This is a genomic window from Nonomuraea sp. NPDC051191, from assembly GCF_044455665.1.
GTDB lineage: Bacteria > Actinomycetota > Actinomycetes > Streptosporangiales > Streptosporangiaceae > Nonomuraea.
Genome location: NZ_JBITEZ010000002.1, coordinates 428,542 through 455,492, shown reverse-complemented (window position 1 = coordinate 455,492; position 26,951 = coordinate 428,542). Strand labels below are relative to the sequence as shown.

The window sequence follows — 26,951 nt, the reverse complement described above, 5'->3', positions numbered from 1 at the left end:
GCCCGGTGCCGAGGATCAGCGCGGCGACGGTGGCCGACCATCGGGCCAGCCAGCACGCGGCCCTGCTGGCGGCCGCCATGGAGATCCTGGTGGCCGAGGGCCCGGCCGGGCTCACCCCCGCGGCCGTGGGCGCGCGGGTCGGGCTGGCCCGCTCCAGCGTCTACCGCTACTTCTCCTCCACCGCCGACATCCTGTCCCAGCTCGTGGAGGACGCGATCCCCCGGTGGGCCGAACGGCTCGTCACGGCCACCCGCGACGGCGGCCTGGAGGAGCGGGTGCGCGCCTTCGGCACCGTGTCGCTGGCGTTCGTGACCAGCCCCGACTACGCGCTGCTGCGCGCGGTGGCCTCGGTCGACCTGCCCGGCGAGTGCCGGCACCGGCTCGACCAGCTGCACGAGACGATGATCGAGCCGCTGCGCGGCCTGCTCGCCGAGGCCGGGCAGCCGCATCCCGACCTGGTGGCCCACCTGGGGTGGAGCATCCTGGGCGAGGGCCAGCGCCGCCTGGCCGCGGGCGCCGACACCGACGCCGACGTGGTCACGACGACCACGCTCGACGTGCTGTGCCGCGCCGTGCTCAGCGCACGGTGATCTCGAAGACCGCCTCGCCCGACTGCCGCCTGCTCGCCTCGTCGGGCGGCGTCGAGCCCTGCCCGCAGCGCCAGCAGTCGCGCAGCGTGATCCGGGCGCTGCCCGGGCTCTTGGTGTTGAAGACGAAGTAGGCGGTGCCGCCGCTGCCGGGGCCCTCGCCGGCGCTCTTGCGCTCCTCGCTGATGTAGGAGGCCACCTTGGCGTCGGGCACCGCCACCAGCCGCCAGTTGTCGCCCACCGACGGGTTGTCCGGCACTGCCAGCGAGAACCGCTGCCCGGCGCGCAGCTCGGCGCGCACGGTGGTGCCCTTGGCGCCCTTGACCACCGTGCCGAAGTCGCTGACCGCCGAGCCGTCGCCGCAGCCGGCCACCAGGCCCGATGTCGACACCGACGTCAACAGGGCGATCGCGACGACGAACCTCCCACGCTTCACTCCGGCAGGCTATCCGCCTTCGGCGGGTCCCGGGGCTCCACGTACGGCTCCCGCTCGGCGGGCTCCCCCTCGGCGATCCGGCGTTCCCTGATCAGCTCGGCGTCCAGTTCGGCGCCCAGCAGCAGGGCCATGTTCGACAACCACAGCCAGATCAGGAACACCACGACACTGGCCAGCGTGCCGTAGGTCTTGCCGTAGGAGCCGAAGTTGGCCACGTACAGGGCGAAGCCGCCGGAGACGACGACCCAGAGCACCACGGCGAGCAGCCCGCCGGGGCTGATCCAGCGCACGCCCGGCTGGCGCACGTTCGGCGCGGCCCAGTAGAGCACCATGATCAGCCCGGCCGCGACGAGCGCGAGCACCGGCCATTTCACGATGTCCCAGGCGGTCACCAGCGCGCTGCCCAGGCCGAGCGCCCTGCCGACGGTCCTGGCCAGGTCGCCGGTCAGTGCGACGGAGATCGCGCCGAGCGCCAGCAGGACGGTGGCCAGCACGGTGAGCCCGATCCGGAGCGGGGTCACCTTCCAGAACGGGCGTCCTTCGTCGATGTCGTAGATGGTGTTGCCGGCCCGGATGAAGGCGCCGATGTAGCCCGACGCCGACCAGAGCGCGACCAGCAGGCCGATGACCGCGACCAGGCCGGCCGAGGCCGCGTTCTGCTGGACCGACTGGACGCCAGACACGATCAGGGAACGCACCTCGTCGGGCGCCAGCACCACGAGGTTGCCGACCAGGCTGGCGGTGTCGCGCCGCCCGAGCAGCCCGAACACCGAAACCAGCACGATCAGCGCGGGGAAGATGGACAGGACGGCGTAGTAGGTGAGCGCTGCCGCGAGATCCTGGACCCCGTCGTTCCGGAACTCGACGACGGTCCTCCTGAGGACGCTCCACCAGGCCCTGCGCGGCAGTTCAGCGGGTCTTTCGGGGGAACGCACGCCTACTTCGTCCTGCTGCGCTTCCTGAGGCTCCGCACGATGATGGCGGTCACCGCCGCCGCCGCGGCCATCAGCAGCACGGGACGCTTCCTCGCCCCCGTGGCGGCGTCCTTGACCTGGTGGGGGGTGGCCTCGCGGACCTTGTCCGCGACCTCGCCGGCCTTGCCCTTGGCCACGCCGGTCACCTCCGCGGCCTTGCCCTTGGCCACGCCGGTCACCTCGGCGACCTTGCCCTTGGCCGTGCCCGCCGCCTCGGCGGCCCGGCCCTTGAGGTCGGCCTTGTGGGCCAGCGCACTCACCGTGTCGCCCAGTTCGTTCCTGGTCTCCTTGATGCTCTTTCGCACGTCGTCGTCCTCCTCGTCTTCGTCTTCGTCCTCCCCGCGTCCCCCGGTCAACGACTCCTCCTCGACCGCGCGGCTGTCCACCGCCTCGGTCCGGTCGTCGGGCACGGGGGTCTCGGGGATGAAGGTCTCGTGTTCCTGCCGGGCCAGCTCGGCGCGCCTGGCGTTCTCCGCCGCCCCGGGTCTCGTCGGGGGCACGTTGATCGACTCGCGCTCGGTCGGCGTGCCGACGGTCGCCCTGCGGGCGCCCACGTCACCGGCGTGCTGTTCGCTGTATCCGGGATCCGTCTCGCTCATCGGCGTGCCCTCTCCTTGACCATGTCGATATCGGCCCTGACGCTCGCGATGGTCTCCGCGGGGACCGGCGGCCCGGCCTGTTTCACCTGGTTCTTGCCGGTCAGGCCGAGCAGTGCGGCGGCGATGAGCAGGACCGCCCCCACGATCGCGGCGGCCGCCCACGCGGGCAGGACCAGGGCGAGGAGCAGGATGACGGCGGTCACCAGCGCGGCACCGCCGAAGAACGCGGCCATCCCGGCCGCGCCGAACAGCCCCGCGCCGAAGCCCGCGCGCTTGCCCTTCTCCGCCAGCTCCATCCTGGCCAGGCGCAGTTCGTCCTTGACGAGCCTGGAGACCTGGTCGGAGAGATCACTGACCAGCTTGTGGGTATCGTTCACGACGTCGCCTCCTCCGCTGCGGAAGGCGACTACCCAGCTGACCGCCGGTTATTACCTCTTGGCGGCCTTCAGCAGGAACCCCAGGACGGACACCACCGGCGACTTGGGCACGTCGCACCAGTTGTCAGGCTGCCTCGGCCTGCTCCACGGAGAGGGGAGCTCGCACGAGGGAGCCTGCGGCTCGGGCCGCTCACACCACGATCCGGGAGGATTCATACCTTCATGCTACAACTTCGGGTTCGGCTGGGCTAAGCCGCGGGATCGGCCGCCCGGCGGGCGGCGGTAATCTGCCGAGGTGCTGGTACACGGGGTTTGGGCGGGTGACGGGCTCGCCTTCTGGGGTGAGGATCCCGGTCGTGCCGGCGCCGCCGTGCCGCGTGGGGCGGGCGCGCGTCCCCATCCGTTCGCCGCGTCGCCGGGTGAGCTCGCCGGCGTGGCGGGGCTCGGGGTGGGCGGGCCGCCGTCCAGGGTGCTGGAGCTGCTGCTGCCGGGGTCGGCCAGGGGCCCGCTGCCCTCGCCGGAGACCGGGCTGCTGACGGAGGTGGTCCGGCCGCGGCTGCTGCCGTGGGAGGTGCCCGCGGTGGTCCTGCCGCCCGCCGAGGCCCTTCAGGCGCTGGACGAGCATCCGGGCGAGGCCACCGCCACCGTGCGCCACTGGGCCGCCGTCGCCGCCCTGGCCCGCGACCTGGTACGCCGCGGCCGGGTCGTCCCCCAGCTCATTCCCGGGAGCCCCGAGGACGGCGGCGCGCTGGCCCTGTGGCGGCCCGTGCCGACCGGGGCCGACGCCGCCTACTTCCGCGACCTGGCGCTCGCCATGCCGCCCGCCTGCCGCACCTGGGCCGCCGAGCGCCCGGCCGCCGTCGTGCAGCTCCAGGCGCTGGAGGCGTTCACCGACGCGCTCGTCCGGCGGGCTGTGGCCGCGCCCCTGGCCGCACCCCTGGTCGCCGGCCCGAGGACGCCGCGGGAGCGGTGGCTGGCCGCGCTGACCGGCGACCCGGCCTGCCCCGACGACCCCGCGCTGCGCGAGGAGCTGGACCGCTGGCGGGCGGCCGTCACGGCGGCCGAGGGCGCCACCCGCGTGTGCTTCCGCCTGCTCGAACCGGCCGAGGGCGACGACTGGCGGGTCGAGCTGGCGTTGCAGGCCGCCGACGACCCCAGTCTGTACGTCCCCGCCGCCCGCGTCTGGAGCGGCGAGAAGGGCCTGCCCGGCCGGCCGGAACGCGAGCTGCTGGCCGGGCTCGGCCGGGCCGTGCGGCTCTACCCGGAGCTGGACCGGGCCCTGCGCGTCCCGGAGCCGAGCGAGCTGGCCCTCGACACGGCGGGCGCGTTCGGCTTCCTGCGTCAGGCCGCGCCGCTGCTCCAGGCAGCCGGGTTCGGGGTGCAGCTGCCGCGCTGGGCGGGCCGTACGCGGCTCGGGCTCAAGCTCACCACCAGGACCAAACCGCAGACGGCGGCCGTCAGCCAGGGCTTCGGGCTGCGCGAGCTGGTCGACTTCCGCGTCGACCTGGCCGTGGGCGAGGAGACGATCAGCGAGGCGGAGCTGGCCGAGCTGGCCAGGCTCAAGGTGCCGCTGGTCCGGGTCCGCGGCCAATGGGTGGAGCTGGACGACCGGCAGCTCAAGGCGGCGCTGCGGGCCGTGGAGGGGGTGCGCGCGGGCGAGGCGGCGGCGGCCGACCTGCTGCGTCACATCGTCCAGGGCGACGACGAGCTGCCGCTGCTGGAGGTCGACGCCGACGGGGTGCTCGGCGACCTGCTGTCCGGCCAGGCCGAGCGGCGGCTCGTCCCGCTCGCGACCCCGCCGGGCCTCGACGCGGTGCTGCGGCCCTACCAGGAGCGCGGGCTGGCGTGGTTGAGCTTCCTGTCGGAGCTGGGCCTCGGCGGGGTGCTCGCCGACGACATGGGGCTGGGCAAGACGGTCACCACGCTGGCGCTGCTCGTCCACGAGCGGGCCGCCACGCCCACGCTGCTGGTCTGCCCGATGTCGCTGGTGGGCAACTGGCAGCGGGAGGCGGCCAGGTTCGCCCCCGGGCTGCGGGTCTACGTCCACCACGGCGCCGGCCGGGACGCCGCCCGGATCGCCGGGGCCGACCTGGTGATCACCACGTACGGCACCGCCCACCGCGACCTGGAGACCCTGCGCGGGCACGAGTGGCGCCGGGTGGTGTGCGACGAGGCCCAGGCGATCAAGAACAGCGGCACCCTCCAGGCCCGCGCCGTACGGTCGATCCCCACCGGCACCCGGCTGGCCCTGACCGGCACGCCGGTCGAGAACCACCTCGCCGAGCTCTGGTCGATCATGGAGTTCGCCAATCCGGGCCTGCTCGGGCCGCGTTCCCGCTTCCGCACCCGCTTCCAGGAGCCCATCGAGGCCCACCAGGACGAGCAGGCCACCGAGGCGCTGAAGCGGGCGACCGGCCCGTTCATCCTGCGCCGTCTCAAGACCGACCGGTCCGTCATCTCCGACCTGCCGGAGAAGATGGAGGTCAAGGAGTGGTGCCCGCTCACCCCCGAGCAGGCCACGCTCTACCAGGCCGTCGTCGACGACATGCTGGCCAGGATCGACGACAGCGAGGGCATCGAGCGGCGTGGCCTGGTGCTGTCGGCCATGGCCCGGCTCAAGCAGGTCTGCAACCATCCGGCCCACCTGCTCAAGGACGGCTCCCGCCTGGCCGGCCGGTCCGGCAAGCTGGCCCGGCTGGAGCAGCTGGCCGAGGAGATCCTGGCCGAGGGCGAGAAGGCGCTGCTGTTCACGCAGTACGCCGAGTTCGGCACCATGCTCCAGCCCTACCTCGCCCAGCGGCTCGGCCGCCCGGTCCTGTGGCTGCACGGCGGCCTGCCGAAGAAGACCAGGGACCGGCTGGTCGACCGGTTCCAGCACGACCCCGAGCCGATGTTGTTCCTGCTGTCGCTCAAGGCGGCCGGCGTCGGGCTCAACCTGACGGCCGCCGGCCACGTGATCCACGTCGACCGCTGGTGGAACCCGGCCGTCGAGGACCAGGCCACCGACCGCGCCTACCGCATCGGCCAGCGCAGGAACGTCCAGGTGCGCAAGCTCATCTGCGTCGGCACCCTCGAAGAGCGCGTCGACCAGATGATCGAGCGCAAGAAGGCCCTGGCCGAGCGGGTGGTCGGCACCGGCGAGGAGTGGCTGACCGACCTGTCCACCGACGAGCTGCGCGAGGTGTTCCGCCTCACGGGAGGGGCCTGACCATGCCCAACCGGCCCAACCGGCCCAACCGGCCCGACCGGCCCAACCGGCCCGACCGGCCCGACCGGCCCGACTGGTACGACGGCGGCGGGCCCGTCGAGGTCGAGGGCGGCCTGCGGGCCCGCTCGCGGCGCGGCAGCATCGGCTCGGCCTGGTGGTCCAGGCGTTTCGTGGACATCCTGGAACGCGTCTGCGACAAGGGCCGGCTCGGCCGGGGCCGCGCCTACGCCCGCAAGGGCCAGGTGCTCTCGATCGACCTGTCCGCAGGGCTGGTACGGGCCTCCGTCCAGGGGTCGCGGCCCGCGCCGTACGACGTCGTGGTGCGGATCGACGCCTACGGCGAGGACGTGTGGGCGCGGCTGGAGGAGGCCGTCGCGGCGCAGGCCGTCCACCGGGCCAGGCTGCTGGCCGGGGAGATGCCGGTGGAGATCGAGGAGCTGTTCGCCGCGCAGGGCGTCGACCTGTTCCCGCGCGACCTGGACATGGAGTGCTCGTGCCCCGACTGGGGGTTCCCGTGCAAGCACCTGTCGGCCGTGCTCTACCTGCTGGCCGAGTCGTTCGACGACGACCCGTTCCTGGTGCTGGCCTGGCGTGGGCGCACCCGCGAGCAGCTGCTCGGCTCGCTGGCCGACGACCCGCCCGCGCCCGATCCGCTGGAGGTGGCCGACGTGCCGTTCGCCGACCGGCTGGCCGACTTCTACGCGCCCGGCGCCACCGCGCACCGCCCCGAACGCCGCCCGGCCGCGGACGCGCCCGACCTGCTGCCGCGGGTCTTCCCGCCGCCCGCCGGCCTGGCGGACGCGCTCATCCCCGCCTACCGGTCGCTGGGCGGCGGCTGAGTCAGTTGTCCTCGAAGGAGTCGGGCACCATCACGCGCACGCCGTTGGGCACCACGCGCAGCGTGATCGGGGTGCGCAGGCGCACCTCGCCGTCGACGTCGGCGGCCATCGGCGGGTCGGTCTCCAGCAGCATCTCCCGGCCGACCACGAACGGGCCGCCCGCCAGGCTGCGCCAGCGGCCGGTGGTCGCCCGCAGCAGCGTCTCGCCGAGCAGGCGCAGCTTCTTGCCGGAGCCGAGCTGGTAGGCCACCAGCATGCCGTTGTCGATGCTGATGTCCTTGGCCACCTGCCAGCCGCCGTGGAAGCGGCCGTTGGCGATGTTGAGCTGGTGGGTGAGCAGCTCGTGCCGCCGCCCCTCGACGGTGATGTACGCCCGGAAGGGCCGGTGCCCCGGCAGGACGGTGAGGGCGGTCATCGGGTAGGCCGGACGGCCCACGATGCGCTTGAGCCACGGCTTGACCCGGCCGGCCACCTCGACCGAGACGCCGAAGCTGGCCAGGTTGGCGAAGGGCCGGTCGCCGGCCATGCCGAGGTCGATGTCGGCGACCTTGCCGGTGGAGAACACCCTGATGGCCCCGGCCAGGTCGAGCGGCAGGCCGAGGCTCCTGGCGAAGTTGTTGGTGGTGCCGAGCGGCAACACACCGAGCGCCACGTCGCGGTGGGCGACGTGGCGCACGGCCGAGGAGAGGGTGCCGTCGCCGCCGCCCACGATCAGCAGGTCGGGGTCGGTGGCGAGGGCGGTGTCGAGCAGGTCGCGCAGCCGCTTGGGGTTGTAGACCGACAGCTCGGCCAGCGGCTCGAACCCCAGGTTGTGCAGCTGCTCGATGACCTCGAAGTAGTGGCGGCGGCCGCGGCGTGAGCGAGTGTTCACCACCACCGCCACCCGGCGATCCCGCCGGATCGCCTCAGTGTGCTCGATCTTGGTGCGCAGTTCGCTCATGGTCATCAATCGTAGGCGCTGGATCCGCCGTTCCGTGCTGGAACGAGGGGCCGCCGGGATGCGGCGGCCCCTCGTCGCCCTACTTCTTCGGCGGGACGACCTGGACGATGGCGCCCAGGTTGCCCGGCAGCGGGCTGATCAGCTTGAACTGCACGCCCAGCGCCTTGCCCTCGTCGCCCGGGTTGCCGGTGCCGGCCACGTGGCCGTCGCCGAGGTCGGTCCCGTACAGCTCGGTGGCGGGGGTGCCGTCCACGTGCACCACGCGGGTGCTGTACGGCTGGTCGCCCTTGCTCGGCACCACCGTGGAGGCGTCGAAGTCACGGTAGTAGAGCGAGCCGTTCTGCAGCTCGAAGCCCGGAACCCAGGTCTTCGCGTCGGTGAAGTTCGGCACGCCCTTGAGCGCGGGGATGGTGGAGCAGTACTCGCTGAACGGCTCGTCCGGCGCCTCCAGGCACTCCTTCAGCGGGTAGGTGTTGTTGAAGGAGAAGGCCGCGTTGGAGGACTGCGTACGGCCTTCCAGGTTCTTGTGCCTGCTCGGGTCCTTCTGGGCGGCGGTGCCGTTGCGGCGCAGCGGGTCGTAGTGCGAGTCCACGACCAGCAGGCTGCCCTTGGAGCCGATGCTCGGCGGCAGGGTCAGGTTGTTGACCACCGAGTTGTTGGTGAAGGTCGAGTCGCGGTACCAGACCAGCAGGCCGGGCGCGTTGTACTTGACCTTCTCCACCTTCCACGCCCCGTCGCGGGAGTAGTTGGTGTCGTAGGCGTACTGCAGGCCCTTGTCGAAGCCGTCGAAGTTGCGCCACTCGGCGAGGTAGAAGCGGGCGATCTCGCGGGAGCCGTTGTTGACGGTCCAGCCCTGGCCGCTGGTGTTGGTGAAGGTGCCGCCGGTGGCCTTCCAGCCGTTGTCGCCGTTCTCGACGTCGTCGCTCCAGACGGTGGTGCCGCCGTTGGTGAGCGAGAAGTCGTCGGCGTGCCAGCCGCGCGGTTCGAAGGCGGCGTCGGTGTTGTAGGCCAGACGCAGCTTGACGGACTGGCCGGCGTACGGCGTCAGGTCGACGTAGTCGTGCCGCCACTGGCCGCCGGTGTCACCGGTGAGCCCGTACTTCTTGTTGCCGAACGTCTTGAGGTTCTTGTTCGGGTCCGGGTAGCCGTCGGGCGTGGTGACCTCGTTGCCGGCCTCGTCGCGCACCTTGAGCTGGCTCCACGTCTGGCCGCCGTCGGTCGAGACCTCCACGAAGCCGAAGTCCCAGTCCTGCTCGATCTCGTAGTTGTTCCACATCCAGAACCGCACGTCGGAGCCGGCGGGCACCGGGACCTCGCGGGTCAGGGTCTGGTTGGCCCAGTCCTGGTCCAGGTTGGACCACCAGGCCTTCGTGCCGCTGTGCGGGTCGATCATCTTCAGCGGGGTGGAGGCCAGGTTCACCCGGACGCCGTCCTCGGTGAGCTTGGGTGTGCGCGAGGACTGTCCGACCGTGACGATCCTGGAGGCGTCACCCGGGTTGAACGTCTTCGGGTTGGCCCAGCCGAGCACCCACTTGTCCCACAGGCCCATGTGCGTGGGCATGGACTGGAAGATGGGGCCGGAGTGGGAGCCGCTGGACATCAGGTCCCAGAAGTCCACCGCGGAGCTGGCCTGGCCGCTGGTGTCGTACAGGTCGGGCAGGCCGAGGTCGTGGCCGTACTCGTGGGCGAAGACGCCGACGCCGGAGTCCTCGGGCTGCACGATGTAGTTGGAGATCTTCTTGTCGCTGCCCGGGATCTTGTAGCCGCCCGCGACCGCGCTGGAGTGCGCCCAGATGGCGTAGGTGCCCTCGGCGCCGCCGTCGGAGGACTTGTCCTTGCCGGCGTGCACCATGACCAGGTGGTCGATGACGCCGTCGGGCTCGTCGAAGTTGCCGTCACCGTCGGAGTCGGCCACGTCCTCGACGTCGTAGTCGGCCCACGGGAAGTTCGGCTGCGCCTTGGCGAGGGCGTCGACCGTGTCGATGGCGAGCTGGCCCGCGCCGGTCGGGTTGCTGGGGTGACCCGACATGTCCTGCGGCTGGCCGCCACAGGCCGCGGCGCCGTAGTACGCCTCGGAGTGCGGGGCCTTGATCCAGCCGACGGCCGAGCCGGTGACGGAGTAGGCGCCCTTGGACAGCTCCTCGTACATCTTCTTCATCGTGTAGCCGGAGATGTCGATGCCGGGCTTGCCGTCGCGGGGGTCCTTGAGGTCCTTGCGCACGCGCTCGGTGATGCCCTTGTCGCTGTAGAGCATCTTGTTGAAGTGGTCGGTGCTGAAGTCCTTGAGCCAGAAGGAGTTGTTGTCCTTCTTCGGCAGCGTCGCGGGGTCGGGGATGTTGTTGTGCAGCGGGCCGTTCTTGAACGTGCCCGCCGGCTCGACCACGCAGTCGTCCGGCGCGCTGTCGGTCGTGCGCAGCCGGTTGAAGCCGGAGAAGTCGTCGTTCGCCTGGTCGTTGAACTCGACCAGCACGGTCAGGAGCTTGGCGGTCTTGACCTGCTTGGAGTTCTTGAAGATCCATTCGGCCGGGTTGCGGCCGGTCCTGATCGCCTGGTTCTCCCGGGCGGCCAGAACGCGGGCCGCGGCGGGGTTGCCGGTGACGAACTTCCTGTCGAACTTCTCCGCCGGTGAGAGCGAGCGGGCCTTGCCCTTGTTCAGCCCGGGTTCCTGCGGCTCCTTCTCGACCCGCGGAGGTGCGTAGTTGATGTAGTAGTCCGCCGCCGTGGGCTGGTAGTTGGCCACTGACGTGGCCTGGGCCGCGGGGACGGTCAGCGCGGCGCCGAGGAGGGCGACCGCCGGGAACGCGACTAACAGGCGCTTTGAGCTTGGCACCAGGTACCCTCTCTGCCCGGGGTCGCCGGGCGCATGGCCATAGGGTGTGCAATGCCGGACGCTAGAGGGTGGATAAACGGGTCGTAAAGTACGTTGTTGAAACGTGATCAAACTACGACATTTCAACCAGCAGAATTGCGGCGGCGGTACTGCCCGCAATGGCCCTCGGATAAACGCGACAACGCGATCATGAAATGCCGGCCGCACGGCCCTCCGGGAAGGTCAGTCGGAGGCGAGCACCGGGGGCGGCTCGGGGCCGGCGTCCGGCTCGACCGAGGGCTCGACGGCGGGCTCGTCGTCGTGCGGGGCGTCCTTGTGCGGGGCGTCCTCGTGCGGGTAGTGCAGGTCGAACGCGGGCCGCTCCGAGCGGATCGGCGGCATGCTGGTGAAGTTGTGCCGCGGCGGCGGGCAGGAGGTCGCCCATTCCAGCGAGTTGCCGTAGCCCCAGGGGTCGTCGAGCGTGACCTTGGGCGCGTGCCTGGTCGTCTTGTAGACGTTGTAGAGGAACGGCAGCGTCGAGGCGCCGAGCAGGAACGCCCCGGCCGAGGAGATCTCGTTGAGCGCGGTGAAGCCGTCGGCCGCGCTGTAGTCGGCGTAACGCCGCGGCATGCCGAGCTGGCCGAGCCAGTGCTGGACGAGGAACGTGGTGTGGAAGCCGACGAACAACGTCCAGAAGTGCACCTTGCCGAGCCGGTCGTCGAGCATCCTGCCGGTCATCTTCGGCCACCAGAAGTAGAAGCCGGCGAACATGGCGAACACGACCGTGCCGAAGACCACGTAATGGAAGTGGGCGACGACGAAGTAGGTGTCGCTGATCTGGAAGTCGAGCGGCGGCGAGGCCAGGATGACCCCGGTCAGCCCGCCGAGCAGGAACGTGACCAGGAACCCGACCGAGAACAACATCGGCGACTCGAACGACAGATGCCCCCGCCACATCGTGCCGACCCAGTTGAAGAACTTCACCCCGGTCGGCACCGCGATGAGGAACGTCATGAACGAGAAGAACGGCAGCAGCACCTGCCCGGTCGCGAACATGTGGTGCGCCCACACGGTCATCGACAGCCCGGCGATGGCGATCGTGGCCCCGATCAGGCTCATGTAGCCGAAGATCGGCTTGCGGCTGAACACCGGGATCACCTCGGTGATGATGCCGAAGAAGGGCAGCGCGATGATGTAGACCTCGGGATGGCCGAAGAACCAGAACAGGTGCTGCCACAGCAGCGGCCCGCCGTTGGCGCCGTCGAAGACGTGCGTGCCGAGCTTGCGGTCCGACTCCAGCACCAGCAGCGCGGCGGCCAGCACGGGGAAGGCCATCAGCACCAGCATGCTGGTCAGCAGCACGTTCCAGGTGAAGATCGGCAGGCGGAACATGGTCATGCCAGGGGCGCGCATGCCGATGATCGTGGAGATGAAGTTGACCGCGCCCAGGATCGTGCCGAGCCCGGACATCACCAGGCCCATGATCCACAGGTCGCCGCCGACCTGCGGCGAGTGGATCGCGTTCGACAGCGGCGTGTAGGCGAACCAGCCGAAGTCGGCGGCGCCGCCGGGGGTGAGGAAGCCCGCCAGGACCATGAGCCCACCGAACAGGAACAGCCAGTACGCCACCGCGTTCAGCCGGGGGAAGGCGACGTCGGGCGCGCCGATCTGCAGCGGCATGACCACGTTGGCGAACCCGGCGAACAGCGGCGTGGCGAACAGCAGCAGCATCACCGTGCCGTGGATGGTGAACAGCTGGTTGTACTCGTGCTGGTTGACCAGTTGCATGCCGGCCTGCGCCAGCTCGGCCCTGATGATCATGGCCATGATGCCCGCGACCAGGAAGAAGCCGAAGGAGGTGATCAGGTAGAGGTACCCGATGACCTTGTGATCGGTCGTCGAGAGCCAGGAGGCGATGACGGTCCCGGTACGGCGGCGCCTGACCTGCTCGATCGAGGTGTCCCGAACAGTCGTCACGGCTGCTCCCTCCTTCGCGGAGTTGTGCCTGCCCGATGCCGTCCATTCCACGCCAACCAACGCCGGACGGGAAGCGCTTCTTTAGAACGTCTTTGAACCGGTGTCCCACATGCCGGGCGATTACCGGTCCCCCTGTGGATTTCTTCTATCCTTTGGACCGAACCGACCCGGAGGAGAGATCTCGTGACCGCACAGAGTGACTACGCCGCCCTCGTCCAGCGGGGGCTCTCGCTCGACCTCACCAGGGGCAAGCCGTCACCGCGCCAGCTCGATCTCTCCGACGGCCTGCTCGGGCTGCCCTCCTCCGTCAAGGCCGCCGACGGCACCGACGGCCGCAACTACGGCAACCTGCAGGGCCTGCCCGAGCTGCGCGAGATCTTCGCGCCGCTGGTCCAGGTGCCCGCCGGGCAGCTCGTCGTGGGCGGCAACTCCAGCCTGACGCTGATGCACGACACGATCGTGCACGCGCTGCTGTCGAAGGTGCCGGGGGCCGAGCGCCGCTGGGTCGAGGAGCCGGAGATCACGTTCCTGTGCCCGGTGCCCGGCTACGACCGGCACTTCACCATCTGCGAGCGGCTCGGCATCAAGATGACGGCCGTCCCCATGGACGGCGACGGCCCCGACATGGACGTCGTCGAGCGCCTGGTCGCCGCCGACCCGACGGTCAAGGGCATCTGGTGCGTGCCGAAGTACAGCAACCCCTCCGGGATCACCTACGGCGACGAGACCGTGCGCAGGCTGGCCGCCATGCCGACGGCCGCCCCCGACTTCCGGATCATGTGGGACAACGCCTACGCCGTCCACCACCTCACCGACACCCCTGACGAGCTGGCCGACCTGCTCGCGCTGGCGGCCGAGCACGGCAACGCCGACCGCGTGTTCGTCTACGCCTCCACCTCGAAGGTCACGTACGCGGGCTCGGGCGTGTCGTTCTTCGGCTCCTCCCCGGCGAACGTGGAGTGGTTCCTCGCCAACACCGCCAAGCAGTCCATCGGCCCCGACAAGCTCAACCAGCTCCGGCACGTCGAGTTCCTGCGCGACGCCGCGGGCGTGGCCGCGCACATGCGGCGGCACGCCGCGCTGATCGGGCCGAAGTTCGAGCTGGTCGACAAGGTGCTGACCGAGCGGCTCGGCGACCTGGCGAGCTGGACCAGTCCGCGGGGCGGCTACTTCATCAGCCTGGAGGTGCCGCACGCCGCCGAGGTCGTGGCCAGGGCCAAGGCCGCCGGCATCGCGCTCACCCCGGCCGGCGCCACGCACCCCTACGGCCAGGACCCGGCCGACAGCACGATCCGCATCGCCCCCACCTTCCCCGAGCTGGACGAGCTGGAGCAGGCCATCGAGGGCCTGGCCGTCTGCGTCCGCCTGGTGGCGGAGGAGCGCGGCTAGATCGCCCGGCCCCTGAAGCCGAAGATGTACTCGCGCGTCTCGCCCGGATGGAACGAGACGCCGACCCCCGGCTCGAACGCGACGTTGTCGCGGGCGCAGTAGTACAGCCGTTCCCACACGGCCAGCGCCTTGTCCCGGGCCGGGGCCTCGGCGTGGTCGCGCCTGCGGGCGCCGCGCGCGCCGAGCACGAACAGCAGCCCGAGCCCCCAGAACAGCCCGGTGAGGCAGAACGGCGCCAGCAGCACCTCGGTCCACCGCGAGTCCTTGCCCATCGCGATCACCAGCGACACGACGAGATGCACCAGGGCCGCCGCGCCGAGCATGATCCACCCCTGGTTCCTGGCCCAGGGCGTGTAGTGGCGGCTGGGGAACGACATCCACACCGCGAGCTGCGTACGGCTCATGACGTGCTTCGACGCGCCCATCGACGGCGCCGTCGGCAGGTCGGCGATCTGCCGCTGCCCGGGGAGCCTGACCCTGCCGATCCGGTATGTCGTCCCCGCGGCGACCGCCCCCGGAACCGAGACGAGCTGGTCAGCCTGCGTACACACCGGGCACCTGACTTCCACCCGGGCAGTCTGGCCTTAAGGCACGTTCCGCGCAAACCGTAAGGTGCAGGTGTGAGACCGATTGATGCCCTGGTGAACTCGCTGTCCGAAGCTCGTGTGCTGACCGACCCGGACGTGATCGACTCCTACGCCCGCGACCGCACCTTCGTGGAGCCCGGCAAGCCGCTCGGCGTGGTGCTCGCCGCCTCCCGCGAGGACGTGGTGACGACCCTGCGGTGGGCCACCGAGCACCGGGTGCCGGTCGTTCCCCGCGGCGCCGGGACGGGCCTGGCGGGCGCGGCCACGGCGGGCGACGGGACGATCGTCCTGTCGCTGGCCAGGATGACGGCCATCAGGGAGCTCTCCCCCGCCGACGAGATCGCCGTGGTGGAGCCGGGCGTCATCACCGCCGACCTCGACCGCGCCGCCCGCGAGCACGGGCTCATGTACGCGCCGGACCCCTCGTCGTACGAGATCTCCACGATCGGCGGGAACCTGGCCACCAACGCCGGCGGCCTGCGCTGCGTGAAGTACGGCGTCACCAGGGACGCCACGCTCGGCCTTGAGGTCGTGCTGGCCGACGGGCGCGTCCTGAACACCGGCCGGCGCACGATGAAGGGCGTCACCGGCTACGACCTGACCGGGCTGTTCGTCGGCTCGGAGGGCACGCTGGGCGTGATCACCGCGGCCACCGTGCGGCTGAGGAGGGCCCCCGCCGCGCCGCCCGCGACGTTCGCCGCCGAGTTCGGCTCGCTGCGCGAGGCGGGCGCGGCCGTGTCGGCGATCATGGCCGCGGGCTGCCAGCCCTCGCTGATGGAGCTGCTGGACCGGGCCACGCTGGAGGCCATCGACGACTGGCGCAACATCGGGCTCGAACCCGCCACGCAGGCCATGCTGATCGGCCAGTCCGACGCGACCGACAGCCAGGACATGGCCGCCCGCATGGAACGGCTCTGCCTGGACAACGGCGCCTCGTTCGTCGCCGTCTCCTCCAGCCCGCAGGAGACCGAGGAACTGGTCGGGCTGCGCAGGATGGCCTATCAGGCCAAGGAGCGGCTGGGGGCGTGCCTGGTCGAGGACGTGTGCGTGCCGCGCTCGGCGCTGCCCGAGATGATCACGGCGATCGAGGCGGCGGCGGTCCGGCACGGCGTGCGCATCTGCACGGTCGCCCACGCCGGGGACGGCAACCTGCACCCGGTCTTCATCTTCGAGCACGGCACGGCCGAGCCGCCCGCCGAGGTGTGGGCCGCGGCCGACGAGGTGTTCCGGTACGCGCTGTCGCTCGGCGGCACCCTGACCGGCGAGCACGGCGTGGGCGTGCTCAAGCGGCGCTGGCTGGGACTGGAGTCGGGGCCGGTGGCGACCGAGGTGCAGCAGGGCATCAAGGCGGTCTTCGACCCTCTGGGGATCATGAACCCGGGCAAGGCCATCTGAATTTGCCAAGCCGTGACCTTGGCCTCCGACACGGACACGACCTGCGACGAGACACTGACATCTTTCGTCAGAAAGTGGAAGTTACTTACACGTCCGGCAGACGCCCCACTTGTCACGCTGGTAGCGTTTTGCCCCATCTGTTGGTTGCGATGGGGGTCCGACGTGAATCAGTTCCAGCCGTTGGCAGGGGACGACCCGCGGCGGCTGGGGGCGTACGACATCGTCGCCCGGCTCGGCGAGGGTGGTCAAGGCGTCGTTTATCTGGGCAAGAGTGACTCAGGTGAACAGGTCGCCGTCAAGCTGCTGCACCATGCCCTCGTGGCCGACGCCGACGCGCGGACCAGGTTCCTGCGCGAGGTGGCGGTGGCCCAGCGCGTCGCCCGGTTCTGCACCGCGCCCGTCCTCCACGCCGACCTGGACGGGAGCCGGCCGTACATCGTGAGCGAGTACGTGCCGGGGCCCTCCCTGCGCGAGCTCGTCATCAACGAGGGCCCGCGGCGGGGCGCGGCGCTGGAACGGCTGGCGATCAGCACGGCCACCGCGCTGGCGGCCATCCACCGGGCCGGGATCCTGCACCGCGACTTCAAGCCCGCGAACGTGCTCATGGGTCCCGAGGGGCCGGTCGTGATCGACTTCGGCATCGCCCGCGCGCTGGACTCGCCGGGGGCGACGGCCACCGGGATGGCGATGGGGACGCCGTCGTACCTGGCGCCCGAGCAGCTCAGCGGGGCCGCCGTGTCGGAGGCCGCCGACGTCTTCGCGTGGGGCGTCACGATGGTGTACGCGGCCACCGGCAAGCCCGCGTTCGGGGCCGACTCCATCCCCGTGGTGATGAACCGCATCCTGAACGAGGAGCCGCAGCTCGGCGGGATGGAGGGCGAGCTCGCCGCGCTGGTGGGGCTGTGCCTGTCCAAGGACCCGGCGCAGCGGCCGAGCGCCGACGAGCTGATCGTCCGCCTCACGGGGCAGCCCGCGCCCAAGGCCGCCGTCGAACCGGTCACCGGCGCCACCGTCACTCCCGCCGTCCCGCAGCAGGCCGGTCCGTCCGGGGCCGGGCAGGACGCCTATCCGGGGCCGTGGACCCAGATGTCCGGGACCAATCCCGTCCCGCAGCAGGGCGGGCCGCACAACCGCCCCGCCCCCGGCGCCCCGCAGGGACCGGCGGGCGCCATGCCCGGCGCTCCCCAGGGCGTCCCCCACGCCGGTGCGCCCGGCGCCCCGGGCGCGTCCGTTCCCGGCGGCCAGCACGCACCGGGCGGCCCTCAGGCAGGCGCGCCCCAGGGCGGCGCGCCGAACGGCCCTCAGGGCGGCGTTCCCGGCGCACCTCAGCACGGCGCACCCCAAACCGGCGCACCCCAGCACGGCGCGCAGGGCGGCCCGCAGGCCGGCGCCATGGGCGGACCGGCCGCGCAGGGCGGCCAGCCGGGTGCGGCCCCGCACGGGCACCCGCACGGCGGCATGCCCGGTGGCCCTCAGGCGGGACACCCCGGCGGACCCCAGGCGGGTCATCCCGGCGGGAACCCGGGGGCGACCCGGATCGGAACCGCCGGTGGTCCGCAGGGCGAGCCGTCCGGTGGAGCGCCGGACAAGCAGCGGCGGACGTTGACGCTCGCCCTCTCCGGCGCGGCCGCCGCCGCGCTGCTCGTGGTGGCCGGGGCCGTCGTCGTGCAGGCCAACAGCGGCGACGTCGCGATCACCGCCACCGGCAACGCCTCCCAGAACCCCAAGGGTGACGGCCAGGGCGCCGGGCAGCCCGGCGAGCCGCCGGTCGCCGAGGTGACCCCCGACCCGATCCTGACGGCGGACACCGGCGAGCCCGTCCCCACGCTGGACGTCGGCCAGGCCGATCCGCCCAAGAAGGCCAAGCACACCAAGGAACCCGTCATCGCGGTCCCGAACCCGGTGACGAACGTGCCCACGACCCACCCCACCACCACCAAGGCCCCCACGGCCAAGCCGACCCCCACCAAGACGAAGAAGCCCACCGGCCTCGTCGACGGCGAGGACGAGCCGACGGCCGACCCGACCTCCGGCCTCTCGGCCACGGCCCCGACGAAGAAGCCGGCGACGACCAAACCCACCACCAAGCCCACGACGAAGCCCACGACGAAGCCCACGGCCAAGCCGACCGCCACGCTCAAGCCGAACACCTACAACGTGGTGACCGTCTGCGGCTCGGGCTTCAAGGTGATCGAGCAGCACGCGCTGGGCGGCTCGGCCACGATCTACCTGCTCTACAACGCCAGCGCGGGCAAGAACTGCGTGGTCACGATGTCGAAGCTGGTCTATCCCGGCAAGGTCTCCATGAACGCCACCCTTCAGGTCCAGGGCGGCGCGAGCGGCAGCAACCCCGGCAAGTTCACCGCGTACGCGGGGCCGGTGCGGCTGGCGGCCGTGAAGAAGTGCGTGATCTGGGGCGGTTCGTGGAACTCGCTGAGCTGGAAGTCCGGCTGGAGCCACTGCACCTGACGCCGCCGCGCGCGGCGGGACCCCTTCCTTCCGCGCGCCCCGGTCGCTACCGTGACTGACGTGATCGTCAGGTCCCTGACCCTGCGTGGCAAGCGCACGCGGGCCACGTTGCTCGCGGCCGGGCGCGAGGCGTTCGAGGAGCACGGGTACGACGCCGTGCGGATCGACGACGTGTGCGCGCGGGCGGGTGTCTCCCACGGCACCTTCTACACGTACTTCGACTCCAAGGAGGCGTTGTTCGGGGAGGTGGCGCAGGCGGTGGTCGGCGAGATGTTCGCGGCGAGCGCGGTCGGCGCGGCCGCCCCCGACGACCCCTACGCCCGCGTCGAGGCCGCCAACCGCCTCTACCTGCGGGCCTGGGCGGCGAACTCGCGCCTGGTCCGCATGGTGGAGCACGCCGCCGACGCCGACCCCGGTTCGGGCGGCTGCTGCTGGAGCTGCGCGAGGCGTTCGTCCGGCGCGGCGCCGACGGGCTGCGCCGCCTTCAGGAACAGGGCCTGGCCGACCCCTCGCTCGACCCGCGGCTGACGGCCGTCATGCTGGGCGGCATGGTCGAGCACTTCGCCCACGTGTGGCTGGACCTCGGTGAGCAGGCCGGCGAGCAGGACGCCGTCGACCACCTGACCCGGCTGTGGGCGCGGGCCATCGGGTTGACGCCCACGTCGACTTCGTCACAGGAGGCTTCGTGATCAGGAGCCGGCTCGACCCGCGCGGCGCCGAACAGCGGGCCCGGCGCGAGGCCATGCTCGCCAAGCTGGCCGAGCTGGACGCCGAGCACGCCAAGGCGGTGGGAGGCGGCGGCGAGAAGTACGTCGAACGTCACCGCCGGCGCGGCAAGCTGCTCGCCAGGGAGCGCATCGAGCTGCTGGTGGACCCCGACTCGCCGTTCCTGGAGCTGTCGCCGCTGGCCGCGTGGGGCAGCGAGTTCCAGGTCGGCGCGGGCATCGTGACCGGCATCGGGGTGATCGAGGGCGTCGAGTGCCTGATCACCGCGAACGACCCCACGGTCAGAGGCGGCGCGTCCAACCCGTGGACGCTGCGCAAGACGCTGCGCGCGGCCGACATCGCGCTCACCAACCGGCTGCCGTACGTGAACCTGGTCGAGAGCGGCGGCGCGGACCTGCCGACGCAGAAGGAGATCTTCATCCCGGGCGGCCGCGTCTTCCGCGACCTGACGCGGCTGTCAGCGGCGGGCGTCCCGACGATCGCGCTGGTCTTCGGCAACTCCACGGCCGGCGGCGCGTACGTGCCCGGCCTGAGCGACTACGTGGTGATGGTCCGCGACCGCGCCAAGGTGTTCCTCGGCGGCCCGCCGCTGGTCAAGATGGCCACCGGCGAGGAGTCCGACGACGAGTCGCTGGGCGGCGCCGAGATGCACGCCAGGACCAGCGGCCTGGCCGACCACCTGGCCGAGGACGAGCACGACGCGCTGCGCATCGGCCGCGCCGTCGTGCGCTCGCTCAACTGGCGCAAACAGGGCGTGACGCCGCTGCCCGCCCGCGAGCCCGCCTATCCGGCCGAGGAGCTGCTGGGGATCGTCCCGGAGGACCTGAAGATCCCCTTCGACCCGCGCGAGGTGCTCGCCCGGGTGGTGGACGGCAGCGAGTTCGACGAGTTCAAGCCCCTGTACGGCCCGTCGCTGGTCACCGGCTGGGCGCGGGTCCACGGCTACCCGGTCGGGGTGCTGGCCAACGCGCGCGGGGTGCTGTTCAGCGAGGAGTCGCAGAAGGCCACCCAGTTCATCCAGCTCGCCAACCAGTCGCGCACGCCGTTGCTGTTCCTGCAGAACACCACCGGCTACATGGTGGGCAAGGACTACGAGCAGGGCGGCATCATCAAGCACGGCGCCATGATGATCAACGCCGTGTCGAACTCGACCGTGCCCCACCTGACCGTCGTCATGGGCGCCTCCTACGGCGCCGGCAACTACGGCATGTGCGGGCGCGCCTACGACCCCCGGTTCCTGTTCAGCTGGCCGAGCGCCAAGTCGGCGGTGATGGGCCCGGCCCAGCTCGCCGGGGTGCTGTCGATCGTCGGGCGGGCCGCGGCGCAGGCCAGGGGGCAGGTCTACGACGAGGAGGCCGACGCGGCGATGCGGGCCATGGTGGAGTCCCAGATCGAGGCGGAGTCGTTGCCGTTCTTCCTGTCGGGGCGGCTCTACGACGACGGGGTGATCGACCCGCGCGACACCCGTACGGTGCTGGGCATGTGCCTGTCGGCGATCAACAGCGCGCCGGTGCCGCCGGCCGCGGGGTTCGGGGTGTTCCGGCCGTGATCACCCGTCTGCTCGTCGCGAACCGGGGCGAGATCGCCCGCCGGGTCTTCCGCACCTGCCGCTCGCTCGGCGTCTCCACGGTCGCCGTCTTCTCCGACGCCGACGCCGGCGCGCCGCACGCCCGGGAGGCCGACCTCGCCGTCCGCCTGCCGGGGTCCCACCCGGCCGAGACGTACCTGGCGGTGGACCGGATCGTCGAGGCGTGCCGGGCCTCCGGCGCCGACGCGGTGCACCCGGGTTACGGCTTCCTGTCGGAGAACGCCGCGTTCGCGCGGGCCGTGCTGGAGGCCGGGCTCACGTGGGTGGGTCCGCCGCCCGCGGCGATCGAGGCGATGGGCTCGAAGATCGCGGCCAAGCGGCTGATGGCGGAGGCCGGGGTTCCGGTGCTGCCCTCGCTCGACCTGGCCGCGCCGGGCGAGTTCCCGCTGCTGGTGAAGGCGTCCGCGGGCGGGGGCGGGCGCGGCATGCGGATCGTCCGGGACGCCGGCGGGCTGGCCGCCGAGGTGGAGTCGGCGCGGCGGGAGGCCGCGGCGGCCTTCGGCGACGGCGCCGTGTTCGCCGAGCCGCTGCTGGAGGCCGCCCGGCACGTCGAGGTGCAGGTGCTGGCCGACGTCCACGGCACGGTGTGGGCGCTGGGCGAGCGCGAGTGCAGCGTCCAGCGCAGGCATCAGAAGGTCGTCGAGGAGTGCCCGTCGCCGGGGATCTCGGAGCGCACCCGCGAGCTGCTGTGCGCGGCGGCCGTACGGGCGGCCCGCCGGATCGGCTACGTCGGGGCCGGCACGGTCGAGTTCCTGGTCAAGGACGACCGGGTGGCGTTCCTGGAGATGAACACCCGGCTCCAGGTCGAGCACCCGGTCACCGAGCTGGTCTTCGGCGTCGACCTCGTACGGCTGCAACTTGAGGTGGCCGAGGGCGCGGCGCTGCCGCCGGAGCCGCCCGGCCCGCGCGGCCACGCGATCGAGGCGCGGCTGTACGCCGAGGACGCCGGCTACGTGCCCCAGACGGGCGTGCTGCGCCGGTTCGAGGTGCCGGGTGACGTGCGGGTGGACTCGGGCGTCGAGTCCGGGTCGGAGGTGTCGCCGCACTACGACGCGATGCTGGCCAAGATCGTCGGCTACGGGGCGACGCGGGCGGAGGCGGCGCGGAAGCTGGCCGCGTCCCTGCGCCGGGCCCGGCTGCACGGCGTCACCACCAACCGCGACCTGCTGCTGGAGATCGTGACCAGCCCGGCCTTCCTCGCGGGCGAGACGAACACCGCCTTCCTCTCCCCCGGCGGCCCGCTGTCGCCACTGTCGGCGCCGTCGTCCCCGCCTTCCGGCGACGGCGGGCTGCCGGCGCTGGCCGCCGCGCTCGCCATGGCCGCCGCCAACCGTCGCGACGCCCGCGTCCTGGCCGGGCTGCCGGCCGGCTGGCGCAACGTGCGCTCGCAGCCCGCCCGCGCCCGCTTCGAGGAGGCCGACGTCGTCTACGACCCGCTGCCCCCGGGTGTCAGCGTGGTCTCGGCCCGGCCGGAGGAGGTCGTCCTGGAGAGCGACGGCCTGCGGCGGACGTTCCAGGTCGCCCGGTACGACGGCGACGACCGCGTCTACGTCGACTCCGCGGCGGGCGCGGCGGTGCTGACGCCGGTGCCGCGCCTGCCCGAGCCGGTCGAGCACGTCGCCCCCGGCTCCCTGCTCGCGCCCATGCCGGGCAGCGTGCTGCGGGTCGAGGTGGCCGAGGGCGACACGGTGGTCCAGGGCCAGCCGGTCCTGGTGCTGGAGGCGATGAAGATGGAGCATCGCATCGCGGCCCCGGCGGGCGGCGTGGTGTCGGACGTACGCGTCGAGAAGGGACAGCAGGTCGAGGCCGGGGCCGTGCTGGCGATCATCCAGGAGGAGAACCCATGACGAGCCTGGTGCACAGGGAGCTGGCGGAGGGCGTGGCCACCGTCACGCTCGACTCGCCGGCCAATCGCAACGCGCTGTCCAGGCGGCTGCTGGCCGAGCTGGCCGAGCAGCTGCGCTGGGCGCTGGCCGAGCCGGACGCCCGGGTGATCGTGCTGACCGGCACGGGCCGGGTGTTCTGCTCGGGCGCCGACCTGAAGGAGCAGCGCGGCGACTCCGACGCGCCGGTGACGGCGTCCTTCCCGGAGATCATGACGCTGCTCTGGGAGAGCCCGAAGCCGGTGATCTGCCGCCTGAACGGCACGGCCCGCGCGGGCGGCCTCGGCCTGGTCGCCGCGTGCGACTTCGCGATCGCGCCGGACACGGCGTCGTTCGCGTTCACCGAGGTGCGGCTCGGGGTGGCGCCTGCGATGATCTCGGTGCCCGTGCTGCGCCGGCTCGACCCGCGGGCGGCGGCCGAGTACTTCCTGACCGGCGAGGTGTTCGACGCCGCCACGGCGGCCCGCATCGGCCTGCTGACCAGGGCCGTGCCCGAGGACGAGCTCGACCCCACCGTGCGCCACTACACGGGGATGCTGGTCAGGGGCGGCCCCGAGGCGCTGGCCATCACCAAGCGGCTGGTGCGGGAGGTTCCGGCGGTGTCGTTCGAGGAGGGGCTGCGGCGGATGAGCGAGCTGTCGGCCGAGCGGTTCACCTCGGCCGAGGGGCAGGAGGGCATCGCGGCGTTCATGGACAAGCGGCCGCCCAAGTGGGTGCCGTGATGGCGTTGCGCGTCGCCAATTGCAGCGGTTTCTACGGCGACCGGCTCTCGGCGGCCAGGGAGATGGTCGAGGGCGGCCCGATCGACGTGCTCACCGGCGACTGGCTGGCCGAGCTGACCATGCTGATCCTGGCCGGCAACCGGCTCAAGGGCCGTCCCGGCTACGCGCCCACGTTCCTGCGCCAGCTTGAGGACGTCCTCGGCGCCTGCCTCGACCGCGGCATCAGGATCGTGACGAACGCGGGCGGGCTCGACCCGGCCGGGTGCGCCGAGGCCGTGCACGAGCTGGCCGCCCGGCTGGGCCTGTCGCCCAAGGTCGCCCACGTCACCGGCGACGACCTCATGGGCCGCCCGCTCGACCTGATCGACACCGGCACCGACACCGGCGAGCGCGCGCCGGCCGCGCCGCTGACCGCCAACGCCTACCTCGGCGGCCGTCCCATCGCCGCCGCGTTGTCGGCGGGCGCGGACGTCGTGGTGACCGGCCGCGTGACCGACGCCGCCCTGGTCACCGGCCCCGGCATCTGGCGGTACGGGTGGGGCCCCGGCGACCTCGACCCGCTGGCCGGCTCGGTCGTGGCGGGGCATGTCATCGAGTGCGGCTGCCAGGCCACGGGCGGCAACTACGCCTTCTTCCAGGACGTGCCCGACCTGGCCCACTGCGGCTTCCCCATCGCCGAGCTGCGCGCCGACGGCTCGTCCGTGATCACCAAGCATCCGGGCACGGGCGGCCTGGTCTCGGTCGGCACGGTCACCGCGCAGCTCGTCTACGAACTGGGCGGCCCGCGCTACCTGGGCCCCGACGTGGTCGCCCGGTTCGACACGATCACGCTCTCGGACGACGGCCCCGACCGGGTGCTGATCTCCGGCGTCCGGGGCGAGCCGCCGCCGGACACGCTCAAGGTCGCCGTCAACTACCCCGCCGGCTACCGCAACACGATGACGCTGGTACTGACCGGCCTGGACGTCGAGGCCAAGGCGCGGGTCGCCGAGGAGGCCATCTGGGCACGGGTGCCGCGCGAGACCTTCGACCAGGTGGACGTGACCCTGACGGACGCGGGCCTGCTGCGGATCACCGTCATGGACGCCGACCGGCGCACCGCGGGCCGGGTCTTCTCCTCGGCCGTGGTGGAGACGGGCCTGTCCAGCTACCCGGGCTTCTACGGCCTCACCCCGCCGGGGGACGCCTCCCCGTACGGGGTGTACCGGCCGGCCCTGGTGCCGGCGTCCGAGGTGCGGCCCCGCGTCTTCCTGGACGGCGTGGAGCTGCTCCTCCGGGAGACGCCTCCGGTTTCCCAGGGCGAGCCGATCGAGCCGCCGGTCGAGCCGTCCGTTCCGGCGCCGCCCGGCGGACCCACCGTGCGCGTGCCCCTGGGACGGGTAGCGGGCGCGCGCTCCGGCGACAAGGGCGGCGACGCCAACCTCGGCGTGTGGGCCGCGACCGGCGAGCAGTACGCCTGGCTGGCGGCCACCCTCACCGCCGACCGGCTCAAGGTCCTGCTCCCGGAGCTGGCCGCCCACCGCGTCGACCGGCACGAGCTGCCCAACATCAGGGCGCTCAACTTCGTCGTCCACGGGCTGCTGGGCAGGGGCGTGGCGGCCAGCCCGCGCATGGACCCGCAGGCCAAGGCCCTGGGCGAGGAGCTACGCGCCCAGGTGGTCGACGTCCCCGCCGCCCTGCTCCCGCAGGGCGCGCAGGCCGAGCAGGCCGGCGCCTAGCAGGCCCGCGTCCACGCCGAGCGCCGAGACCCGTACCTCGGGCGCGGGACGGAAGGCGAGGCGGGCGGCCAGCCGGGTCCGCAGCGGGGTCAGCAGGGCGTCCCCGGCCAGGGAGAGGCCGCCGCCGACGACGATCACCGCGGGGTCCAGCACCAACGTGTACGTGGCCAGGCCCAGCGCGAGCGCCTCCACGGCCTCCGCCCACACGCGGGCGGCCGGTTCGTCCCCGGCCGCGGCCCGGCGGACGACGTCCTCGGCGGAGGTCTCGCCGGCGCGGGCGGCGACGGAGGCGGCCGAGGCGTAGGCCGCCAGGCAGCCGCGCTGCCCGCACGGGCACGGGAGCCCGCCGGGGTGCACGGGGACGTGCCCGATCTGCCCGGCCCACCCGGCGGCGCCGCCGTACAGGGAGCCGGACAGGACCACGGCTCCGGCGATGCCGGTGCCGATGGGCACGTACAGCGCGTCGGCGGCGGCCGATCCGTAGGCCAGCTCCGCCTCGCCGGCCGAGCGCACGTCGTGGCCGAGGGCCAGCGGGAGCGTCCCGTCGGTGAAGGCGGCGGCGGGGACGTCCCGCCAGCCGAACGCGGCCGAGAAGACGGCCCGCTCGGGCGCGACCAGACCGGGCACGGCCAGGCCCACGGCCTGGGGGCGCAGGAGGGCGCCGGAGACCGTGCGCGGCGGGGTCAGGTCGGCGACGAAGGCGGAGATCGCCGCGATGACGCGTTCGGGCCCTTCGGAGCGGGGAGTGGGACGGCGTTCCCGGTAGAGGATGGTGCCGTCCTGGGCGATCAATCCGCCTTTCAGGGTGGTCCCGCCCACATCAATCGCCACAACACACTTCATCAACCCATATTCCCCCAATGCGGGATGATGTCTGACATGACGCTACGTCGCCTGACATTTGATGACCTGGAGGACTGCACCCGGCTCGCCGAGGACCGCGGCTGGGGCGCCGAGCGGCACAAGTGGCGCCTGCTGTTCGAGGTCGGGGAGCCGTACGGCATCGAGGCCCCCGACGGCGACGGCCTGGCCGCCACGAACATCCTCACTCTCTACGGCGACGACCACGCGGTGATCAGCATGGTCCTGACCGCCTCCAGGTTCGCCCGGCAGGGCCTGGGCCGCACGCTGATGCGGCACGTGCTGGAGCGCGCGGGCGGCCGCACCGTCTCGCTGCACGCCACCGAGCACGGCCGCCCGCTCTACGAGGAGTTCGGCTTCCGCGTCACGAACCGGACCGCGACCAGGACCGGCGTCTTCCACGGCGAGCCGTCGGGCCGCACCCGCCCGGCCACCCCGGACGACCTGGACACCATCCTCGCCCTGGACGCCGAGGTGTTCGGCACCGACCGGTCGCCCGTGCTGCGCCGGATGTTCGGCTTCGGCGAGGGCGTCAGGATCACCGACGGCGGCTACGCCCACCGCTGGGACAACGACGGGACCGCCACCATCGGCCCGGTCGTGGCCCAGGACGAGCGGACCGCCCGCGACCTGATCGGCGACCTGGCCCTGGACTCCGGCCGCAAGGTCAGGATCGACCTCGACCTGGCCAGGGAGGACCTGACGCGCTGGGCGGACGGGCACGGCCTGACCGAGGCGTTCACGAGTTCGCAGATGGTGTGGCACGGCGACCTGCCCGGCGACCGCTCGCGGCAGTTCCTGCCGTTCATGCTGGCCCTGGGTTGACCGGCCCTCGGAGGCTCTCATAGGTTGAAGCCCTCCAGAATA

Annotated in this window: 22 protein-coding genes; 13 read left to right on the top strand and 9 right to left on the bottom strand. The window is 72.3% G+C overall.

Features of this window, described 5'->3' with window-relative positions; all coding sequences use genetic code 11:
• Positions 1-5: 5 nt before the first annotated feature.
• Positions 6-590, top strand: coding sequence for a TetR/AcrR family transcriptional regulator (locus ACIA8R_RS06700; RefSeq protein ID WP_397036972.1), 585 nt, complete (start codon positions 6-8; stop codon positions 588-590).
• Here ACIA8R_RS06700 and ACIA8R_RS06695 read toward each other — a convergent pair.
• Genes ACIA8R_RS06695 through ACIA8R_RS06680 form a run of 4 tightly spaced genes read right to left on the bottom strand, consistent with a single transcriptional unit; the run spans position 577 to position 2,973 of the window.
• Positions 577-1,023 (bottom strand): protease inhibitor I42 family protein, encoded by a 447-nt coding sequence (locus ACIA8R_RS06695; RefSeq protein ID WP_364097857.1) that lies wholly within the window; start codon positions 1,021-1,023, stop codon positions 577-579. The genes ACIA8R_RS06700 and ACIA8R_RS06695 overlap by 14 nt on opposite strands.
• Positions 1,020-1,958 (bottom strand): YihY/virulence factor BrkB family protein, encoded by a 939-nt coding sequence (locus ACIA8R_RS06690; RefSeq protein ID WP_364097860.1) that lies wholly within the window; start codon positions 1,956-1,958, stop codon positions 1,020-1,022. Before ACIA8R_RS06690 ends, ACIA8R_RS06695 begins: the two co-directional genes overlap by 4 nt.
• A gap of 2 nt (positions 1,959-1,960) precedes the next feature.
• A complete protein-coding gene (locus ACIA8R_RS06685; protein WP_364097863.1) occupies positions 1,961-2,596 on the bottom strand; it encodes a DUF3618 domain-containing protein in 636 nt (211 codons plus the stop codon).
• Entirely contained in the window at positions 2,593-2,973 is a 381-nt protein-coding gene (locus ACIA8R_RS06680) for a phage holin family protein (RefSeq protein ID WP_397036969.1), read from the bottom strand. Before ACIA8R_RS06680 ends, ACIA8R_RS06685 begins: the two co-directional genes overlap by 4 nt.
• A 295-nt stretch (positions 2,974-3,268) precedes the next feature.
• Between ACIA8R_RS06680 and ACIA8R_RS06675 the strand changes: the two genes are divergently transcribed.
• Together ACIA8R_RS06675 and ACIA8R_RS06670 are read left to right on the top strand one after the other, a co-directional pair.
• A complete protein-coding gene (locus tag ACIA8R_RS06675) occupies positions 3,269-6,181 on the top strand; it encodes a DEAD/DEAH box helicase (protein WP_397036967.1) in 2,913 nt (970 codons plus the stop codon).
• A gap of 2 nt (positions 6,182-6,183) precedes the next feature.
• Positions 6,184-7,020: an SWIM zinc finger family protein gene (locus tag ACIA8R_RS06670; RefSeq protein WP_397036965.1), complete on the top strand. Its 837-nt coding sequence runs from the start codon at positions 6,184-6,186 to the stop codon at positions 7,018-7,020.
• A 1-nt stretch (position 7,021) separates the two neighbouring features.
• Here the strand turns inward: ACIA8R_RS06670 and ACIA8R_RS06665 are convergent, their stop codons facing one another.
• The 3 genes from ACIA8R_RS06665 to ctaD all read right to left on the bottom strand — a co-directional run bounded on the left by ACIA8R_RS06665 (position 7,022) and on the right by ctaD (position 12,746).
• Positions 7,022-7,960 carry a diacylglycerol kinase family protein gene (locus ACIA8R_RS06665; protein WP_357701098.1) on the bottom strand — a complete coding sequence of 313 codons (939 nt, stop codon included), beginning with the start codon at positions 7,958-7,960 and terminating at the stop codon, positions 7,022-7,024.
• A 79-nt stretch (positions 7,961-8,039) separates the two neighbouring features.
• Positions 8,040-10,790 (bottom strand): immune inhibitor A domain-containing protein, encoded by a 2,751-nt coding sequence (locus ACIA8R_RS06660; RefSeq protein ID WP_397036963.1) that lies wholly within the window; start codon positions 10,788-10,790, stop codon positions 8,040-8,042.
• 222 nt (positions 10,791-11,012) lie between these two features.
• Positions 11,013-12,746: a cytochrome c oxidase subunit I gene (gene ctaD / locus ACIA8R_RS06655; protein ID WP_364097877.1), complete on the bottom strand. Its 1,734-nt coding sequence runs from the start codon at positions 12,744-12,746 to the stop codon at positions 11,013-11,015.
• A gap of 183 nt (positions 12,747-12,929) precedes the next feature.
• Between ctaD and ACIA8R_RS06650 the strand changes: the two genes are divergently transcribed.
• Positions 12,930-14,135, top strand: a complete 1,206-nt coding sequence (locus tag ACIA8R_RS06650; protein WP_357701104.1) for an aminotransferase class I/II-fold pyridoxal phosphate-dependent enzyme — start codon at positions 12,930-12,932, stop codon at positions 14,133-14,135.
• Here the strand turns inward: ACIA8R_RS06650 and ACIA8R_RS06645 are convergent.
• On the bottom strand, positions 14,132-14,686 hold the full coding sequence (locus tag ACIA8R_RS06645; protein WP_357701106.1) for a hypothetical protein: 555 nt from the start codon (positions 14,684-14,686) through the stop codon (positions 14,132-14,134). The two genes, ACIA8R_RS06650 and ACIA8R_RS06645, sit on opposite strands and share 4 nt — an antisense overlap.
• A 69-nt stretch (positions 14,687-14,755) precedes the next feature.
• On the opposite strand from ACIA8R_RS06645, the gene ACIA8R_RS06640 reads away from it, so the two are divergent.
• The 8 genes from ACIA8R_RS06640 to ACIA8R_RS06605 all read left to right on the top strand — a co-directional run bounded on the left by ACIA8R_RS06640 (position 14,756) and on the right by ACIA8R_RS06605 (position 25,223).
• Positions 14,756-16,117, top strand: coding sequence for an FAD-binding oxidoreductase (locus ACIA8R_RS06640; protein WP_397036962.1), 1,362 nt, complete (start codon positions 14,756-14,758; stop codon positions 16,115-16,117).
• 162 nt (positions 16,118-16,279) lie between these two features.
• Entirely contained in the window at positions 16,280-18,586 is a 2,307-nt protein-coding gene (locus tag ACIA8R_RS06635) for a serine/threonine protein kinase (RefSeq protein WP_397036960.1), read from the top strand.
• Between the two features lie 60 nt (positions 18,587-18,646).
• The gene (locus tag ACIA8R_RS06630) at positions 18,647-19,114 is read left to right on the top strand and encodes a TetR/AcrR family transcriptional regulator (RefSeq protein ID WP_397036958.1); all 468 of its coding nucleotides are present in this window, start codon (positions 18,647-18,649) and stop codon (positions 19,112-19,114) included.
• A gap of 20 nt (positions 19,115-19,134) precedes the next feature.
• Positions 19,135-19,275, top strand: coding sequence for a hypothetical protein (locus ACIA8R_RS06625; RefSeq protein WP_397036956.1), 141 nt, complete (start codon positions 19,135-19,137; stop codon positions 19,273-19,275).
• 53 nt (positions 19,276-19,328) lie between these two features.
• On the top strand, positions 19,329-20,861 hold the full coding sequence (locus ACIA8R_RS06620; RefSeq protein ID WP_357701345.1) for a carboxyl transferase domain-containing protein: 1,533 nt from the start codon (positions 19,329-19,331) through the stop codon (positions 20,859-20,861).
• On the top strand, positions 20,858-22,747 hold the full coding sequence (locus ACIA8R_RS06615; protein WP_397036954.1) for a biotin carboxylase N-terminal domain-containing protein: 1,890 nt from the start codon (positions 20,858-20,860) through the stop codon (positions 22,745-22,747). Before ACIA8R_RS06620 ends, ACIA8R_RS06615 begins: the two co-directional genes overlap by 4 nt.
• On the top strand, positions 22,744-23,505 hold the full coding sequence (locus ACIA8R_RS06610) for an enoyl-CoA hydratase-related protein (protein WP_397036952.1): 762 nt from the start codon (positions 22,744-22,746) through the stop codon (positions 23,503-23,505). The genes ACIA8R_RS06615 and ACIA8R_RS06610 overlap by 4 nt, the downstream gene beginning before the upstream one ends.
• A complete protein-coding gene (locus ACIA8R_RS06605) occupies positions 23,505-25,223 on the top strand; it encodes an acyclic terpene utilization AtuA family protein (RefSeq protein ID WP_397036950.1) in 1,719 nt (572 codons plus the stop codon). The genes ACIA8R_RS06610 and ACIA8R_RS06605 overlap by 1 nt, the downstream gene beginning before the upstream one ends.
• On the opposite strand, the gene ACIA8R_RS06600 is transcribed toward ACIA8R_RS06605, so the two are convergent.
• Positions 25,149-26,054: an ROK family protein gene (locus tag ACIA8R_RS06600; protein WP_397036948.1), complete on the bottom strand. Its 906-nt coding sequence runs from the start codon at positions 26,052-26,054 to the stop codon at positions 25,149-25,151. The genes ACIA8R_RS06605 and ACIA8R_RS06600 overlap by 75 nt on opposite strands.
• 48 nt (positions 26,055-26,102) lie before the next feature.
• Here ACIA8R_RS06600 and ACIA8R_RS06595 point away from each other — a divergent pair, with 48 nt between their 5' ends.
• The gene (locus ACIA8R_RS06595) at positions 26,103-26,909 is read left to right on the top strand and encodes a GNAT family N-acetyltransferase (protein ID WP_364097903.1); all 807 of its coding nucleotides are present in this window, start codon (positions 26,103-26,105) and stop codon (positions 26,907-26,909) included.
• The last annotated feature ends 42 nt before the right edge of the window (positions 26,910-26,951 follow it).

What these genes read in the sequence shown, in the direction of transcription:
- ACIA8R_RS06610 (WP_397036952.1), top strand. Translation starts at nt 22,744, where the DNA reads ATGACGAGCCTGGTGCACAGGGAGCTGGCGGAGGGCGTGGCCACCGTC.
- ACIA8R_RS06670 (WP_397036965.1), top strand. Translation starts at nt 6,184, where the DNA reads ATGCCCAACCGGCCCAACCGGCCCAACCGGCCCGACCGGCCCAACCGG.
- ACIA8R_RS06595 (WP_364097903.1), top strand. Translation starts at nt 26,103, where the DNA reads ATGACGCTACGTCGCCTGACATTTGATGACCTGGAGGACTGCACCCGG.
- ACIA8R_RS06685 (WP_364097863.1), bottom strand. Translation starts at nt 2,596, where the DNA reads ATGAGCGAGACGGATCCCGGATACAGCGAACAGCACGCCGGTGACGTG.
- ACIA8R_RS06605 (WP_397036950.1), top strand. Translation starts at nt 23,505, where the DNA reads ATGGCGTTGCGCGTCGCCAATTGCAGCGGTTTCTACGGCGACCGGCTC.
- ACIA8R_RS06665 (WP_357701098.1), bottom strand. Translation starts at nt 7,960, where the DNA reads ATGAGCGAACTGCGCACCAAGATCGAGCACACTGAGGCGATCCGGCGG.
- ACIA8R_RS06620 (WP_357701345.1), top strand. Translation starts at nt 19,329, where the DNA reads ATGCTCGCCAAGCTGGCCGAGCTGGACGCCGAGCACGCCAAGGCGGTG.
- ACIA8R_RS06625 (WP_397036956.1), top strand. Translation starts at nt 19,135, where the DNA reads ATGGTCGAGCACTTCGCCCACGTGTGGCTGGACCTCGGTGAGCAGGCC.